Below are 15915 nucleotides of genomic sequence, written 5' to 3' on the forward strand. Positions count from 1 at the left end.
ATGTACAAACAAGGATGGGAGAACAAACAGGAAATGGATCAACGTACAGCAAAACAATACTTCAGCACTGAGCTGCTGAATTGGTATATGCAGAATAAACGGGATTTGCCTTGGCGTCGCCATCGCAACCCTTATTATATTTGGGTATCTGAAATTATGCTTCAGCAAACCAGGGTAGAAACCGTTAAACCTTATTTTGAACGGTTCATCACTCGATTTCCGGCTCTGACGGACCTGGCCGAGGCACCGGAGGAAGATGTGCTGAAGCTTTGGGAAGGGCTTGGTTATTATTCTCGCGCACGCAATCTTCAAGCGGCAGCAAAGCAAGTCCTTGAGCTTCATGGGGGAGAGGTGCCCAGTGAAAAAGATGCCGTATTTAACCTCAAGGGAGTAGGTCCGTATACAGCAGGTGCCATTCTCAGTATTGCTTTTAATCAGCCTGAGCCTGCTGTGGATGGAAATGTGATGCGGGTATTATCGCGATACTTCCTGATTGAAGACGATATTATGAAAGGCAGTACGCGGGTCAAAATGGAGACTCTGGCGGCGGAGCTTATTCCGCAAGGGCGAGCAGGTGACTTTAATCAAGCGCTGATGGAACTCGGTGCCCTTGTATGCACACCGAAATCACCGCATTGTCTGACTTGTCCTGTGATGGAGATGTGCAAAGGACGGATTGAAGGCAGAGAAGATACGCTGCCTGTGAAGAAGAAAGCAAAACCTCCTCGCCCAGAGCAGCGCATTGCAGCCTTAGTTACAGGGACTTCAACAAACGAAGGTAAGATTCTTGTTCGTCAGCGTCCGCAAACCGGGCTGCTTGCTAGAATGTGGGAGCTGCCGCATGTACTTGCTTCTGTGCCAGGCGGACTTGCTTCACAAGTGCCGGATGAGCCGGCTATGGACATGATGAAAGGTCATCTGCTAGAAGAAGGTTACGCCGTAAATCCAAAAGAGTTCTGGAAGATTGCGGAGCATACATTTAGTCATATTCATTGGAATCTTCAGGTGTATCACTGTGAACAAGCGGAACATATAGTAAGCCCTGCGATGGTAGCAGAGAGAAACGAATCCTATAAGACCGAAGGGGATGTCTATAAGTGGATTGGACCTGAAGATATGGAAACCATGGCTTTTCCGAATGTATTCCTGAAATTAATTAAAGAACATTTTGTCTTATAAATATAAATATTTCTTACACTAAGTCTGCTTTGTCGAAGCAGGCTTTTTCTTTTGTTGACGAAAAATAAAGCAATTGCATGAAATGGAATTTAATGTTATAAGATAAGGTGAGTATACTCCACACAGAGTATAAATCTAGGAAAAGAGGAATTTTCGCAATGAATGATCAAGATAAAATCGAGAAAGTGACTGTAAATGTAGGGATCGTAGACTTAGGCCAAATGGATCTTTTGGTAGATCAAGCCTTTTATTCAAACCGGACTGATTTTATTAGAACAGCCATTCGGAATCAACTGGAGACACATCGAAAGGACATACAGGATTATGTCACACGTAAAATAACAGCAGTCGGTGTGGTGATTTATGAGCGGCATGATCTTGAAATGTTACGGGATTCAAGCACAAAGATCGAGATTCGTCTTATAGGCCAACTCGTATTTACTAAGGATGTCGATGCAGAACTCATACGTGATACAGTGAAGCACATCCAGCATTTTGGCGTATTAAAGGCAAGCAAAGAAGTGAAAGAAGTGATTAAGGAAATTCAAAATTCCAGATAAAAGGGGCTGTCCAGGTGGCTGTTTTTAAAGGTCTAATCCGTAAGTATTGGTACTTTTATGTTGTGCTTGGTCTGGTAACGGTTATTGATATCACGATGAATTTATCCATCGCATGGCTTTTTGGCAACTTAACAGAAACAGCTGTATCCCGTAATACAGCTAAATTTCTCCCGCTGCTGTACGTTGGAATTGCTCTGATTCTCATTATGGGTATTAATCAATACGTGAATGGATATTTAAAATCTCGTGTATCTGCCAATGTACAGGATGAGCTCCGTACCCTGACTTTTCGTAAAATGCTAGGGCTTTCACAATCCTACTACGACAAGCATCATTCAGGAGACCTTTTGTCCCGAATTACCACAGACAACAAGACGATCGGCGGAGCACTTGGTCATACCTTGATTGAATTGATCAAAAATCCGCTGATGGCTCTTTGTGCTTTTATCTATCTTGTCATTATTGAATGGCGGCTCGCTTTAATCTCCTTGCTGATTGGACCGGCCATTTTATTATGCGGTGTCCTGCTTGGGCGCAGTATCCGTGAGAGATCAACAGTATCACAGCAAAAGTGGGGGAACATGACCTCCTTTGTGCAGGATGTGGCAGGCGCGAGCATGATTTTCAAGGTGTTTCGACTGGAATCCATTTTTAATCAAAAATTCAGCACCCAGTCTAGAGCAGTAAGAGAACAGGAGATAAAGCTCGGCACCACCACGAGTATTTTGCAATCTTTATCAAATATGATCGGTTTCTCGGCTTTTGTTCTTGCTATTACATATGGAGCCTATCTTGTAGCTAACGATGTAATTACGATCGGAAGTCTCATGGCTTTTGTTCAGCTGATGAACTATGTCATTATGCCATTCACGACTTTTGCTTCTACTTGGGGAGAACTGCAGATTTCACTAGGAGCCGCGGACCGAATACAGGAAGTGCTTAAAGAGCAGCCAGAAGAATTGGAGCAACAGGACTCGTTATTAAGGAGTAACCAGGAAAAGAAAGATGTCCATGTTTCCCTTGAACAAATCGATTTCGCCTATTCAGATCGTAAAGTGCTGGATCATCTCAGTATAGAGATTGAACATGGGAAATTCACTGCCATAGTAGGAGCAAGCGGCAGCGGAAAAAGCACGTTATTCCGATTGTTACTCGGATTTTATAATCCCGATCAAGGAGACATTCGTGTGAATGGAGTGAGCTATTCGGATATGTCTTTACATGAAATACGAGCTCTTTACGCACTTGTACCGCAAGAGCCGCAGCTTTTTACTGGTACCCTTCGTGAGAATATCTTATATGGTAATCCGGAAGCTTCGGAGGAAGATATGAAGGAAGCAGTGGTACATGCGAATGCACATTTGTTTATAGAGCAGTTTCCTGAGGGATTGGATACGCAAGTGGGGGAGAAGGGCAGCCAGTTGTCTGGCGGACAACGTCAGCGGATTGCTATAGCCAGAGCGATTCTTAAGAAGGCACCTGTTCTTCTACTAGATGAAGCTACTGCCTCACTTGATAATGAATCGGAACAATTGGTACAGGATGCACTAAGGCAGCTGATGAACAAAAGGACAACGGTAGCCATAGCTCACCGTTTGTCTACTATTCAGCATGCCGACAAAATCGTTGTTATGCATGAGGGGAAAATCGTAGAGACGGGTACTCATGAGGAATTGATGCAGTTATGCGGTCATTATTATGAGTTATACCGAACGAGACAAAATAACGAACTTATCGAAGAAGCAGGATCCATTGCTTAATATAACCAGAAAAATACAACCTAAAAAACAGGCACCTTGTTATATAACAAGGTGCCTGTTTCGAATCATTATGAAGTGAATTATTTCGCAGCTTCGTAACGTTTATTTACTTCATCCCAGTTGATTACGTTCCAGAAGGAAGCGATGTAATCAGGACGTTTGTTTTGATATTTCAGGTAGTAAGCATGTTCCCAAACATCAAGACCAAGAACTGGTGTCAGTCCTTCCATGATCGGGCTGTCTTGGTTAGGTGTGCTTGTAATTGCAAGTTTACCGTCTTTACCTACAACGAGCCAAGCCCAGCCGCTGCCGAAACGAGTTGTTGCTGCTTTAGCGAAATCTTCTTTGAATTTATCAAAGCCGCCAAGCTCGCTGTCAATCGCTGCTGCAATTGCACCTGTAGGAGCGCCGCCGCCGTTAGGTCCGATAATTTCCCAGAACAGGCTGTGGTTATGGTGTCCGCCGCCGTTGTTGCGAACAGCTGTACGGATGCTTTCAGGTACGCTGTCAAGGTTAGCGATCAGATCTTCAAGGGATTTACCTTGAAGCTCAGGAGCGTTTTCCAAAGCTGCGTTCAAGTTAGTTACATAAGTATTGTGATGACGATCGTGGTGGATTTCCATTGTTTGAGCATCGATATGTGGTTCTAGTGCGTCGTTTGCGTAAGGAAGTGCTGGTAATTGGAATGCCATAATGAAATTCCTCCTAATAAAATAGTTTTAAATGAAAGGTACAGTCTCTATGTAAGAATTACCCCTCGTCATTTCTATTAAACCGTATTCAGCGTATTTAATCAACATTTTTGTTGAATAAGTTGTTGTATAAGGGTTTATAATTCACATCAAGTTTACATTGGAAAAATATATCATGCTAAGTAACTTGACATGTATAACAGATGTTGGACGAAATGGAAGCCTGAAAATGTAAACGCTACAAATGAAGCGCTTTCAGAAAAAAATTGCGTGTTTTCTGTAATAAAATGTGGTTTAATGGACCAAGAAGTAAATACTTTTCGTTTTTTGTCGTAATTATATTTCCTGAACATTTCTAGTTGGCCTATATGGGCGTGACAGATGTTCCAGCCGGCTCTATGTCGGTTTTTCTGCCTGTATTTAAATGCACATTCTGATTGTATCTAAATACATACAGAAAAGTGATCATCGGGTTTTGGTTAAAAAGGGATGCCTTTTTTGTAAAACCTCACTAAAGTTAACGAAAAGGGAGATTAACAGATGAACATTCGTTCCTTTCAGTTGAGTGACGCAAATCGCGTGACGGAGCTGCTGCAAGTTGCTTTGTCGGAAGATTGCTACGAGAACACGATTGGGCCTTTTGCAAGACAACTATCCTGGGACTCGGACCTAATCATGGTTGCTGAGGAAGACGGAGAACTTGTAGGTGCACTAATTGGGACTATCGATCAGAATCAAGGTTACATTTATCGTATTGCCATTCATCCAGATGCTAGACGCCGTGGAGTGGGCAAAGCTTTGGTTAAAGCTGTGGAGAAACGTTTTCAGCAGCGCAAAGTAACCCGCGTATGGGTTGCAGGTGATGAACATAACAAGGCCGCGATGCCTTTGTACGAGGCAATGGGATACGGTGCCAACCAGATTATGAAAGCTTTTCAGAATCTGAGTATTCTGGTCCACAACTAACTAGAGAATCAGGCATAAAAAAATAGACACAAATAAATAGACACGAATAAATAGAACTAATATTCATCATATCAGGCATATCTTGGCTTCCGTTGCAAATGGAACCGAGATATGCTTTTCTATTCATATGGCATTTATACAATATAGATAAAAATGCCACTTACAGATGATCGAGGTGACTTAAGGGATGAATCGTCATGTACCGCAAAAAAAAGATCGTCCGGTGAAACCATCCTCTTCCAGCTTTTCAAGAGAGCTAAAGGAATGGTTTAAAACAATTTCCATCGCTTTAGTCATTATGCTGCTTCTGAACTTATTTGTGTTTAACATTTCCATCGTTAAGGGTGAATCCATGCAGCCTACTCTTACCGAACAAAATCGACTATTCATAAACAAAATCATATATGAGTTTGAACAGCCGCAGCGACAAGATGTAGTTGTGCTTCATGATCCAAGCAGCGGACCTGACCGTAAAGAGTTTCTAGTGAAAAGAGTCATTGGGATTCCCGGTGATCTCGTTGAGATCAGGGATCATGTATTATATGTGAATGGGGAAGCCCAGCAAGAGTCTTACACGGATACTATCGTTGAAGATCCTGATTTTGGACCGATCAAACTTCAGGAAGATCACTATTTTGTAATGGGTGATAATCGTCATGCCGGAATGAGTAAGGATAGTCGTTTATTCGGAAGTGTGATAGCAGATGAGATTGTAGGAAAGGCTGAATTTATTTTTTGGCCTAAGGAGAGTATGAAAAGACTCTGAACGATACAACGTATGACAGAAACATACATTATATAACTTAATTTAGAGGTGAGAGTATGATTAGCGGACAGTCAGTACCGAGCCCAGATGGGCGTTACGAATGGTTGAAGCAAGAAATTATTGCCGCAGCGCCGTCACTCGGTATTGATGATATCGGGTTTGCGGCCGCTGATCCTTTTGTTTCCTTACGTTCAATTCTAGAAGAGCACCGGGCAAAAGGCTATGAATCAGGGTTTGAAGAGCGAGATATAGAGAAACGAGTGAACCCTGCTTTAGATGATGCGAAACCAGCCTCCTTGATTGCGATCGCGATTGCGTATCCATCAAAGATGAAAGATCCACCGAAGTCAGAACCGGGAAAGTATAGAGGAATTTTGGCACGATCATCTTGGGGACAAGATTATCATCTTGTTCTTCGAGCAGCGATGGATAAACTTTCGGATTTTATTAAGGAAAGAGTTCCAGAAGCTCGCATTGAAAGTATGGTTGATACAGGAGTTTTGGTAGATCGTGCGGTTTCACAGCGTGCGGGTATTGGATTTAGCGGCAAAAACTGTGCCATCATTTCTCCTACACTTGGATCCTGGATTTTTCTTGGAGAGCTTGTGACGAACATTCCTTTCACACCGGATGAACCGGTTACGGAAGGCTGCGGAGAATGTACGAAATGTATTGATGCCTGCCCTACCGGTGCTCTCGTTGGACCGGGACAGCTTAATGCTCAGAAATGTATATCTTTCTTGACACAAACCAAAGGATTTTTGGATGAAGAATATATGAAAAAAATCGGGAATCGGCTCTATGGATGTGATACTTGCCAGATTGTATGTCCTAAGAACAAAGGAAAGAACTGGAACCATCATCCTGAATTTGAGCCAGACCCGGAGGTTGTAAAGCCGTTGTTGTTACCGATTCTTGATTTAAGCAATAAAGAATTTAAAGAACGTTTTGGTCATACTTCTGCCGCTTGGCGAGGTAAGAAACCGATTCAGCGAAATGCAGTGATTGGACTCGGGAATTTTAAAGATAAGTCAGCTGTACCAAAATTAAGCGAAGTGCTCCTGCGCGATCCGCGGCCTGAGCTGAGAGGAACCGCCGCATGGGCGCTCGGCCAAATAGGAGGGGACGAAGCAATGAACACACTAACAAAGGCATCTTTAAGAGAAGAACATGAAACCGTCCTAACCATGATTCAAAAAGCGGGAGAACGTTTAGGTGCGAAACTTCCTGCAATAACAAATAGTGAAGCTGTACTAAGCAGCAGCGCTAGCGAACAATATGACAAAGCTGCTTCAGAGGCAGATCATATAGAAAGTAAGACGCCGGGGGAGGCTGAATCTTGGAAGCCAACAACGGTTACAAACCATTCGGGTACGCCTATTTATTATCATGAGATGATGACAGACCTCGGAGAGTTAACATTATGTGCAACGCCGCAGGGCCTTGCACGACTGGATTTTGGTAATTATATAGTGCGGGAAGCTCATTTGCAGCAATGGGCGAGAACATGGATTGGAGAGTATCATTTTGTTTGTGATCCCTCTCCTTTTAAGGAAGCAGTGTCACAGCTGGACGAGTATCTAAAGGGGAAACGTAAATCGTTTGAACTAAAACTCGATCAGCACGGAACTCCTTTTGAAGTACAAGTGTGGAAAGCACTGGCTGATATTCCTGTTGGTCAAAGTGTATCAAGTTTGGATGTAGCAGAGACGATCGGCAGACCAAAAGCAGTACGTTCTGTTGTGGCAGCTATCGGAAAAAATCCGCTGTCGATCATTATTCCACACCACCGGGTAACGGGTAATGAAGGCGGCGTTATCATATATCCAGGCGGATTATCTGTAAAAGAGAAGCTTATGGAGATAGAGAATCAGAATTAGATATAAAAGTGGTAAGATAAACACCAATTTCCGTTTGCTAGCAGCCATCCTACATGCTATGATATCGTTTGTAAACCGTTTTTAAACGATAGGAAATCTAGTTAAAAATAGGGGTGTAGAAGTATGTGGGATATTATCATACCCATTATTACACTAATTGTGGGCTTGATCGGCGGATTCTTTATTGGGGCTTTCTATCTGCGCAAACAGATGGAGAAAATGCAAAATGATCCTGAGGCTTTACAAAAAATGGCTAAGCAAATGGGTTACAATTTGAATAGCAAGCAGATGCAGCGTGCTCAACAGATGATGAGATCCCAGCAAGGCGGTAATGGTGCTGGTAGAATGCAACCGCCTATGCGAAAAAATCAGGGCAGAAAAAGATAGCAGCTGCAATTTGCCTGCCAAATGCCAAATGCGACGGCGGGGAGGTTATACGAAATGGCTGGACTTAAAGATTACGTGAATTCTTCTGTTGCGGATAATCGCGAGCAGATTGAATACCATGTTGAACAAATATTAAAGCTGATTGGTGAAGATACAAACCGTGAAGGTTTGCTTGAGACACCGGCGCGCGTTACTCGTATGTACGAAGAAATTTTTGCAGGTTACGAGGTAGATCCCAAGGATGTACTGGGTGTAACTTTTGATGAGAACCATGAAGAGCTGGTTATCGTCAAAGATATCGTGTTTTACAGCCAATGCGAACACCATATGGCTCCCTTTTTCGGGAAAATTCATATCGGATACGTTCCAAGTGGACAAATTGTCGGTCTTAGCAAACTTGCGAGATTGGTAGAAGCAGTAACTCGCCGTCTTCAGGTGCAAGAACGTATCACATCGCAAATTGCTGATATTTTGGATGAAGCTTTGAAACCAAATGGTGTGATGGTTGTCGTGGAAGGTGAGCATTTATGTATGTGCGCTCGCGGCATCAAGAAACCAGGCAGCATGACGGTTACATCTGCGACGCGCGGTACATTCCGTGAGAATGCAGCTTCTCGTGCTGAGTTTCTTTCTTTGCTTAAAGGATAATACCGTTTGACGGGCCTTGGCATATGAAGTACGGATCGAAAGCCTTGACCTTTTAGGTCAAGGCTTTTTTGTATGTGTACAGATGAGATACATATGGAAGGAAAGGAGCAGAATACCATGTTCGAAGAACTACAGATTTATGAATCTCCGCTCATGAGAAGTTCGGAAGATGTGCTTGCTGCTTTTGCATGGGAAGAAGTACTGTGTAAGCAGGTTGGACAAGGCCATCCCCCGGTTGCTCATCTATGGAGGCATGAGAATGCGCTGGTAATTGGACTGAGAGACCGCAGGCTTAAAGGGGCTTCGGGTGTACTGCAGAGCTATGAATCTCGCGGAATCCGTACTTGTGTACGACCTTCGGGTGGGGCTGCTGTAAAACTTACACCTGGGGTGATTAATGTATCTTTGATTATGCCTAACACAGATCGAGTCATCAATATCCATGAAGATTTTAAGAAGATGGTGAGTTACATACAAGAGGCATTACTGCCTTGGGAAGCTGTAGCAAAAGCTGGGGAAATTGAGGGGGCCTTTTGCCCGGGGGATTATGATGTTAGCATAGCTGGTCGTAAATTTTGCGGGATAGCCCAGCGCCGTTTAGCGAAAGCCTATCTCATTACCGCTTTTATTATTGTTGAGGATCATGGGGATGACCTGGCAGCAGAAGTACGTGAATTCTATGACGCTGCGGCGAAAGGTGAAGAAGAAGATTATCCACAGGTTAAATCAGGAACGATGGGAGGCCTACGTGAACTGGCAGGTGTGCCTTCAGCTGAAGCTTACATGAACTCGCTTATTCAAGTTTTTCGTAAGCAGGCTGTACATGTATCTGAAACCGAGTCTAAGGTAAGCGGAGAAGAAGTAGAAAAGATGGTTACCTTACTCAGAGAAAGATATGACCGGGACTAGATTAGGAACAGAGAGATGTAGAAAAAAGCAGCCTGTGCATAACTGCACAGGCTGTAGTCTGTATAGAGGCGTATTAATTGAAAGTGAGCTGTAACTAACATCTATTACACTTTGGTGATTATTAATAAGGTGCCCAGCGTAGTTTACGCGCTTCCATGAATCGTTCGGATACCTCTGGCCAGTAAACGACATTCCACCAGTCGGTGATGTACCTTTTTCTTTCATTCTGATGTTTAAGGTAATAAGCATGTTCCCACACATCGAGAGGAAGCAATGGGACGATATCATATTGAGACAGATTCTGGTGTTTCTCCGCTTGAAGAATCTCCAGACGATGTGACCTAGGGCTCCAGACAAGGACAGCCCATCCGCCGCCTTCTACTTTATTCGCTGCTTCTGTAAAGTGTTTCTTGAACGCTTCATAACTTCCAAAGTCTTTGCGGATTTGTTCGCCGAGAGAGCCGGTGGGTTTGCCGCCCCCTTTCGGATTCATAATATTCCAGAAGATGGTATGCAGATAGTGCCCGGCTCCGTTAAATGCAAGCTCCCTTTCCCAATGCTTTACAAGTTCGAAATCTCCATCTTTTCTGGCTTCTTGTAATTTCTTCTCTGCTTTGTTCAGGTCATCCACATAGGTTTTATGATGCTTATCATGATGGATACGCATCGTTTTCTCGTCAATATAAGGTTCAAGTGCATTATAAGCATAAGGCAGAGGAGGGAGTTTGTGCCCGCCGATCGGTACAGGTGTTTCTGGAGGGCCTGAAGCTTCTTGAGCGTTTGCTTCAAGTGACACACCAGCATACGTATCTGCTTGTGAAGAAACGGTGGATGCAGCTGTGAAATCTTCTTCGCCAAGCCGGTCATATCTTGCTACTTCAGGATAAGGGAAGGGTTCTTCATCCCAGTCGTCTCGCTGCTGTGCGTTCGTATACGCAGGTTTGTTAATTAGAGTAGATACTGCATTTGGACGATCCAAAGGTTTTAACTGATTTATGTTTTTTTCACACTGATTTCGAATATACTCAAGTATTACTTTCGCGGAAGGATGCTTTGCTACCGACTCACTGCCGCTTAGTAAATGACCAAGCTGGCGATGGAATTCTTTGGACTGGGAGAAACAGGTTTGAAGCAGAACATCCATCTGTCCCAGCATATATTCATTAGCGGGCTCAGAAACTTCCTTCGTTTTCTTCTTCCAGTCGTCTGCTGTGTAGCTTGTTCTCTCAAAAACAGATTTCCATTCATCAAGCAGTTTTACATAAGGCGATTCTAGATTCGGTACAATAGACAGAATAATATCAATGTATTCCTTTTCTGCATCTTTCCAAGAACCGATCTCTTCAAGAACACGCAGCGGTAAATAGGGACCATACGCAAGCTCCATATACGGGTTACCTCCTAAAATAATGGATACCTTCTTTTTTAAAAATCGCAGCATCTAGTCGAGGACGTTATCTCTTCTATTCCTATTCTTCGAGGGGCTTGGTTTATGATGACTTGTCAAAGAATATGAAACAGGCAAGGGGGAATGGTTGGTTAATAGATCCAAGCACAGGCTGCGAGCTTTTGTTGGATGCACAAAAAAGGCACCTTGGTTTAAGGTGCCCTCTCAATGAAATATTTTGTTATTGCTGTGCTAGTTGTATATTACCGAGGAACATCGATACTCTTCGTAAGTATTCCTTTGGATGTTCTCTAAAAATAAGCTCATGGTGGGCATCATCTACAATCCATACATCAGAATTGGGATTCGTTTGATTACTAGCGAAAAGTTCAGCCATAGGATAAGGGGCTTTGTCATCCTCTGTACCATGAATAAATAAGATCGGAATGTCATAATCGGTTGTTTTTACTGCCTGATACGGTATGGAATTCAGACTTGTACCGTTAAGAATGGGAAATAACATCGTGAGAATTTGTAAAGTCGGCTGTCTCGGCAAGTCGATCTGATTCTGGATATTATGATATAAAGTATCCGGCTCGAGCAAGAAGGTGCTGTCGAGGATCATCGCATCAATATCATCCGAGACGAGAGCGGCCTGTAAGGCCGTACCTGCTCCCATCGAAAAGCCCCAGACTACGACTTCCTGAGCACCCTTTTGCTTCGCTAATTGTACTGCACCAAGCAGCTGTTTGGACTCTGCTTTTCCTCCCGTAGCAACACCGCGGCTGTTCTGTGAGGCAAATCCGTAGTCAAACATAATGACATTGAAATTTTGCTGGTGAGCGTAATGGGCCAGGTCATACATAGGAATCCAAGATTCCTCCCGATTAGCACCATATCCATGACTCAAAATGATGGTTTTCGAACTTGCTTTCGAGCTGTCTTCCTCTGCGGGAATATACCAGCCATTCACATTCCGGCTACCGTCGACAGCAGGAAACGTAACTTCTTCATAGCCCATCCCTTTGGCAAGCATAGGATTTGAGTATACGGGTGCTACTGTTGGATTCGATAGTACCCAGGCAATATAGGCATGAAGAGCAATAAAACAGAATACGAAAAAGAATAGGATGGATAGAATAAGAGCTACAATAATATGTTTAAAACGAATCAACCTTGGTGAGATTGCTGGAGGAATCGTTGATACGTCTCGCTGAAGATGACTATTGCTCTTGGATGTAGGAAACATTCAAAGATCCCCTCCTTCTGGTTAGTATTTTATACCATTTGATCTCTCACGACTAAAGGACTAGTTATTGTAGGATTGTACATAAATTTCCGACAAAGTATGACATGTTCTTCATTAGTCACTTCTTGATTCTCTTACTATTATTTTTAATCCTATGTTCTACAAGTAGCAAAGTCAATCCATTAAGGTGATTTGTTACACAGATGTAATATTCGACAATCTAGTAGTAAAAGATGCTTGTCAAGTGAAGCAAGCCCTAATCTCATAAGATGAGAAGAGGGCCTTAATAAGAAGATGATATCCCCTAAATGAGATTCATTCTCAATAAATATCTTTACTTTAAGGACGAGTTCTCATATAATTTATGTAACCAGGTTTCACGTGATGAAACATGAAAGGAGCATGGATCCCATGGAAGATCAGGATCGCAAATCAACAGTTCGAGCGGTCGAACGGGCACTGGACATTCTGCTCACTTTTACAGGTCAAACGGACCTTGGGCTAACCGAAATATCCAGCAAGATTGGATTACATAAAAGTACGGTGCATCGACTGTTGTCGACCCTGGAGGAGAGAGGGTTTGTTATCCGTAATCCCGCTACTGAGAAATATCGGCTGGGGATTCGGATATGGGAACTCGCCGCGCATATGTCGCAAAGTGATGATCCCGCTGTGTTGCTGCTTCCTGCAATGGAACAGCTTCGAGATAATTTAGGAGAGACCGTTAGTTTGTATTTAAGGGATGGCATTGAACGTATTCGTGTTCAGGCTGTGCAAAGCAACCAGGCCATTCGCCGGGTCGCTCCTGTAGGAGTCAGACTTCCTTTATCTGTAGGCGCTTCGAGCAAAGTACTGGTTGCTTTTGCACCGCTTGAAGAGCAGGAACAATTAATCAGGCAGTTTGATCCTCAGATTCCTTTTGACAAAGAAACCTATTTAGCGCAGCTTCAAGAGATCAAAGCGTTAGGTTTTGCTACAAGTTATGAAGAAAGAGAGCCGGGAGCGGCCGCCGTTTCTGCTCCGATTTTTGACCGTAAAGGGAATGTGGCAGCGGCTTTATCCGTCTCGGGACCTGTCAGCAGATTATCTCAGGAGACGCTGCATGAATATGGACCAGTGCTTGTGAAAGCGGCAGCTCAGATGGGGCTTATGCTGAGATAGCAACAGCTATCAAGCTAGAATATGTAAATATTAGGTTGTGTTTCTCGTTTTTATGAGATACCCTAATAGAGACCGTTCGTTAGAAGAACGGAAGTGTTTTGACACAATAACGTAATAACAACTTACTAGGGGAGCCCGTAAGGCCGGGCTGAGATGGTGTCGCAAGATGCCGGACTCTTTGCACCTGATCTGGATCATACCAGCGTAGGGAAGTAATTGGCGATAACACTAGGAGCTTATTCGATTCCATCTAAACAGGCAGCTTATCTGATTTCAGGAGCCGTGTCATGACGCGACTTTCGAAATTCGCCTGTATAGATAGGGAGAGAGTAGGAACAAACTATTGTATAGAAGCCGATTCCCTAAGGGAGTCGGCTTTTTTTATTGTCGTACACTTCTTGCAGCAAAGGTTCATGTGATTCTTTTACAGGGGCGGTAAGCCACTTTGGAGGAGGATGAAGAAGATGAAGTTGCAGCAACAAGCGAGTACCAAGAATAGTAAAGAAGAGGGCATTACAGAAGGAATAGGGAGTGAATCGATGTACATTCCTTTTCCTGCAAGCCGTAAAGTGTACAAGACAGGATCCCGGCCTGATCTTGTTGTTCCGGAACGCGAGATAGAGCTTAGTCCCACCCAAACTCCGCAAGGGGTAGAGATCAACGAACCTTTTCGTGTCTATGATACAAGCGGGCCGATGGGTGATGCCGATTATGAAGCAGATATTACAAAAGGACTTCCTGCGCTTCGGCACGATTGGATATGGGAGCGCGGGGATGTGGAGTATTATGAAGGGCGGACCGTGAAACCGGAGGATAATGGTCTGCGGTCAGAACGAAGTGTTCAGCAAGCAGCTGAAGTTTTTCCAGGAGAAGCAAGCAGGCCGCTGCGAGCAAAATCGGGTCAGAATGTGACGCAGCTGCATTATGCCCGCAGGGGGATCATCACGCCGGAGATGGAGTTTGCTGCTATTCGTGAAGGGCTGGAACCAGAGTTTGTGCGCGAAGAAATTGCTAGTGGACGAGCGATTCTGCCGGCTAATATCAACCATCCGGAAGCTGAGCCGATGATGATCGGAAGAAACTTTCTTGTAAAAATCAATGCAAACATTGGTAACTCGGCTGTTTCTTCTTCTATAAAAGAAGAGGTAGAGAAAATGACATGGGCGGTACGCTGGGGAGCCGATACGGTAATGGATCTATCGACAGGCCGTAACATTCATACCACCCGGGAATGGATTATTCGTAATGCGCCTGTTCCCATTGGAACGGTGCCTTTATATCAGGCGCTCGAAAAAGTGAACGGTGAAGCAGATCAGCTGAGCTGGGAAGTGTACCGGGATACCTTGATTGAGCAGGCAGAACAAGGTGTTGATTATTTTACAATCCACGCTGGGGTGCTGCTTAGGTATATTCCTATGACTGCCAAGCGCATGACAGGGATTGTGTCGCGAGGCGGTTCGATTATGGCAGCTTGGTGCTTAGCCCATCATAAGGAGAACTTTTTATATACTCATTTTGAAGAAATATGCGAGATTATGAAGACCTACGATGTTGCCTTCTCGCTGGGTGATGGGCTGCGGCCGGGAAGCATCTATGATGCGAATGATGAGGCACAGATGGCAGAACTTGCTACGCTGGGGGAACTCACGCAAATCGCCTGGAAGCACGATATTCAGGTGATGATCGAGGGACCGGGTCATGTACCGATGCACAAGATTAAAGAAAACGTAGATCTGCAGATGGAAATTTGTAAGGAAGCTCCATTTTACACGCTGGGTCCTTTAACAACCGATATTGCACCGGGTTATGATCATATCACTTCTGCTATTGGCGCGGCGATGATTGCTTGGTTTGGTACTTCGATGCTTTGTTATGTTACGCCGAAAGAGCATCTCGGTCTGCCGGATAAGAATGATGTTCGGGAGGGAGTTATTGCCTATAAAATTGCTGCACATGCAGCAGATTTGGCGAAGGGGCATAAAGGAGCACAGCGTCGTGACGATGCCTTATCCAAAGCACGATTCGAATTCCGCTGGAGGGACCAGTTCCACCTTTCGCTCGATCCAGAGCGGGCGTTGTCTTACCATGATGAGACCCTGCCTGCCGAGGGAGCGAAGACGGCTCATTTTTGTTCAATGTGTGGACCGAAGTTCTGTAGTATGCGAATTACCCAGGATATCCGAAATCTTGCTGCTGAAAAGGGGGTAAGCGAGACTGAGGCTGTTCATGTTGGAATGCAGGAAAAAGCAGCAGAGTACCGAAATAAGCATTCCTCTATTTCGTCTTTAGATATAGATTTTTCTTAATAGAAAGTCCTCCTTTTTCATGGAGTAGTACTCTTTCTTTTGTATAAATCATGAAACGGAAGAAC

14 protein-coding genes and 1 riboswitch are annotated in these 15915 nt (G+C 44.0%); of the genes, 11 read left to right on the top strand and 3 right to left on the bottom strand.

What is annotated here, in order from left to right; genetic code table 11:
* Positions 1–33 precede the first annotated feature (33 nt).
* The 3 genes from mutY (at position 34) to QPK24_RS02820 (ending at position 3499) form a co-directional block, all read left to right on the top strand.
* Positions 34–1179: an A/G-specific adenine glycosylase gene (gene mutY, locus QPK24_RS02810; RefSeq protein WP_285745986.1), complete on the top strand. Its 1146-nt coding sequence runs from the start codon at positions 34–36 to the stop codon at positions 1177–1179.
* A gap of 158 nt (positions 1180–1337) precedes the next feature.
* The gene (locus QPK24_RS02815; RefSeq protein ID WP_285745988.1) at positions 1338–1739 is read left to right on the top strand and encodes a CopG family transcriptional regulator; all 402 of its coding nucleotides are present in this window, start codon (positions 1338–1340) and stop codon (positions 1737–1739) included.
* A gap of 14 nt (positions 1740–1753) precedes the next feature.
* Positions 1754–3499 carry an ABC transporter ATP-binding protein gene (locus QPK24_RS02820; RefSeq protein WP_285745990.1) on the top strand — a complete coding sequence of 582 codons (1746 nt, stop codon included), beginning with the start codon at positions 1754–1756 and terminating at the stop codon, positions 3497–3499.
* 80 nt (positions 3500–3579) lie between these two features.
* On the opposite strand, the gene QPK24_RS02825 is transcribed toward QPK24_RS02820, so the two are convergent.
* The gene (locus QPK24_RS02825; protein WP_213534829.1) at positions 3580–4191 is read right to left on the bottom strand and encodes a superoxide dismutase; all 612 of its coding nucleotides are present in this window, start codon (positions 4189–4191) and stop codon (positions 3580–3582) included.
* 540 nt (positions 4192–4731) lie between these two features.
* Between QPK24_RS02825 and QPK24_RS02830 the strand changes: the two genes are divergently transcribed.
* From QPK24_RS02830 to QPK24_RS02855, 6 genes are all read left to right on the top strand, one after another.
* Complete coding sequence (locus QPK24_RS02830; RefSeq protein WP_160036533.1) at positions 4732–5157, top strand: GNAT family N-acetyltransferase; 426 nt, start codon at positions 4732–4734, stop codon at positions 5155–5157.
* A gap of 187 nt (positions 5158–5344) precedes the next feature.
* A complete protein-coding gene (lepB, locus tag QPK24_RS02835; RefSeq protein ID WP_160036534.1) occupies positions 5345–5923 on the top strand; it encodes a signal peptidase I in 579 nt (192 codons plus the stop codon).
* Positions 5924–5979: 56 nt separating this feature from the next.
* Positions 5980–7803, top strand: coding sequence for a tRNA epoxyqueuosine(34) reductase QueG (gene queG / locus QPK24_RS02840; protein WP_285745996.1), 1824 nt, complete (start codon positions 5980–5982; stop codon positions 7801–7803).
* A 123-nt stretch (positions 7804–7926) separates the two neighbouring features.
* On the top strand, positions 7927–8190 hold the full coding sequence (locus QPK24_RS02845) for a YneF family protein (protein ID WP_285745998.1): 264 nt from the start codon (positions 7927–7929) through the stop codon (positions 8188–8190).
* Between the two features lie 54 nt (positions 8191–8244).
* Positions 8245–8838 (top strand): GTP cyclohydrolase I FolE, encoded by a 594-nt coding sequence (gene folE, locus QPK24_RS02850; RefSeq protein ID WP_160036537.1) that lies wholly within the window; start codon positions 8245–8247, stop codon positions 8836–8838.
* Between the two features lie 117 nt (positions 8839–8955).
* Positions 8956–9747 carry a lipoate--protein ligase family protein gene (locus tag QPK24_RS02855; RefSeq protein ID WP_285746001.1) on the top strand — a complete coding sequence of 264 codons (792 nt, stop codon included), beginning with the start codon at positions 8956–8958 and terminating at the stop codon, positions 9745–9747.
* 121 nt (positions 9748–9868) lie between these two features.
* Here QPK24_RS02855 and QPK24_RS02860 read toward each other — a convergent pair whose 3' ends face one another.
* Both QPK24_RS02860 and QPK24_RS02865 read right to left on the bottom strand, forming a co-directional pair.
* The gene (locus QPK24_RS02860) at positions 9869–11134 is read right to left on the bottom strand and encodes a superoxide dismutase (RefSeq protein WP_285746003.1); all 1266 of its coding nucleotides are present in this window, start codon (positions 11132–11134) and stop codon (positions 9869–9871) included.
* Positions 11135–11375: 241 nt separating this feature from the next.
* The gene (locus QPK24_RS02865; protein ID WP_285746005.1) at positions 11376–12383 is read right to left on the bottom strand and encodes an alpha/beta hydrolase; all 1008 of its coding nucleotides are present in this window, start codon (positions 12381–12383) and stop codon (positions 11376–11378) included.
* 411 nt (positions 12384–12794) lie between these two features.
* Here QPK24_RS02865 and QPK24_RS02870 point away from each other — a divergent pair, with 411 nt between their 5' ends.
* Both QPK24_RS02870 and thiC read left to right on the top strand, forming a co-directional pair.
* Positions 12795–13544 (top strand): IclR family transcriptional regulator, encoded by a 750-nt coding sequence (locus QPK24_RS02870; protein WP_160036541.1) that lies wholly within the window; start codon positions 12795–12797, stop codon positions 13542–13544.
* A 117-nt stretch (positions 13545–13661) separates the two neighbouring features.
* A riboswitch (TPP riboswitch) is annotated at positions 13662–13772 on the top strand.
* Positions 13773–14083: 311 nt separating this feature from the next.
* The gene (gene thiC, locus QPK24_RS02875) at positions 14084–15850 is read left to right on the top strand and encodes a phosphomethylpyrimidine synthase ThiC (protein ID WP_285749055.1); all 1767 of its coding nucleotides are present in this window, start codon (positions 14084–14086) and stop codon (positions 15848–15850) included.
* The last annotated feature ends 65 nt before the right edge of the window (positions 15851–15915 follow it).

The organism is Paenibacillus polygoni, assembly GCF_030263935.1.
Lineage (GTDB): Bacteria > Bacillota > Bacilli > Paenibacillales > Paenibacillaceae > Paenibacillus > Paenibacillus polygoni.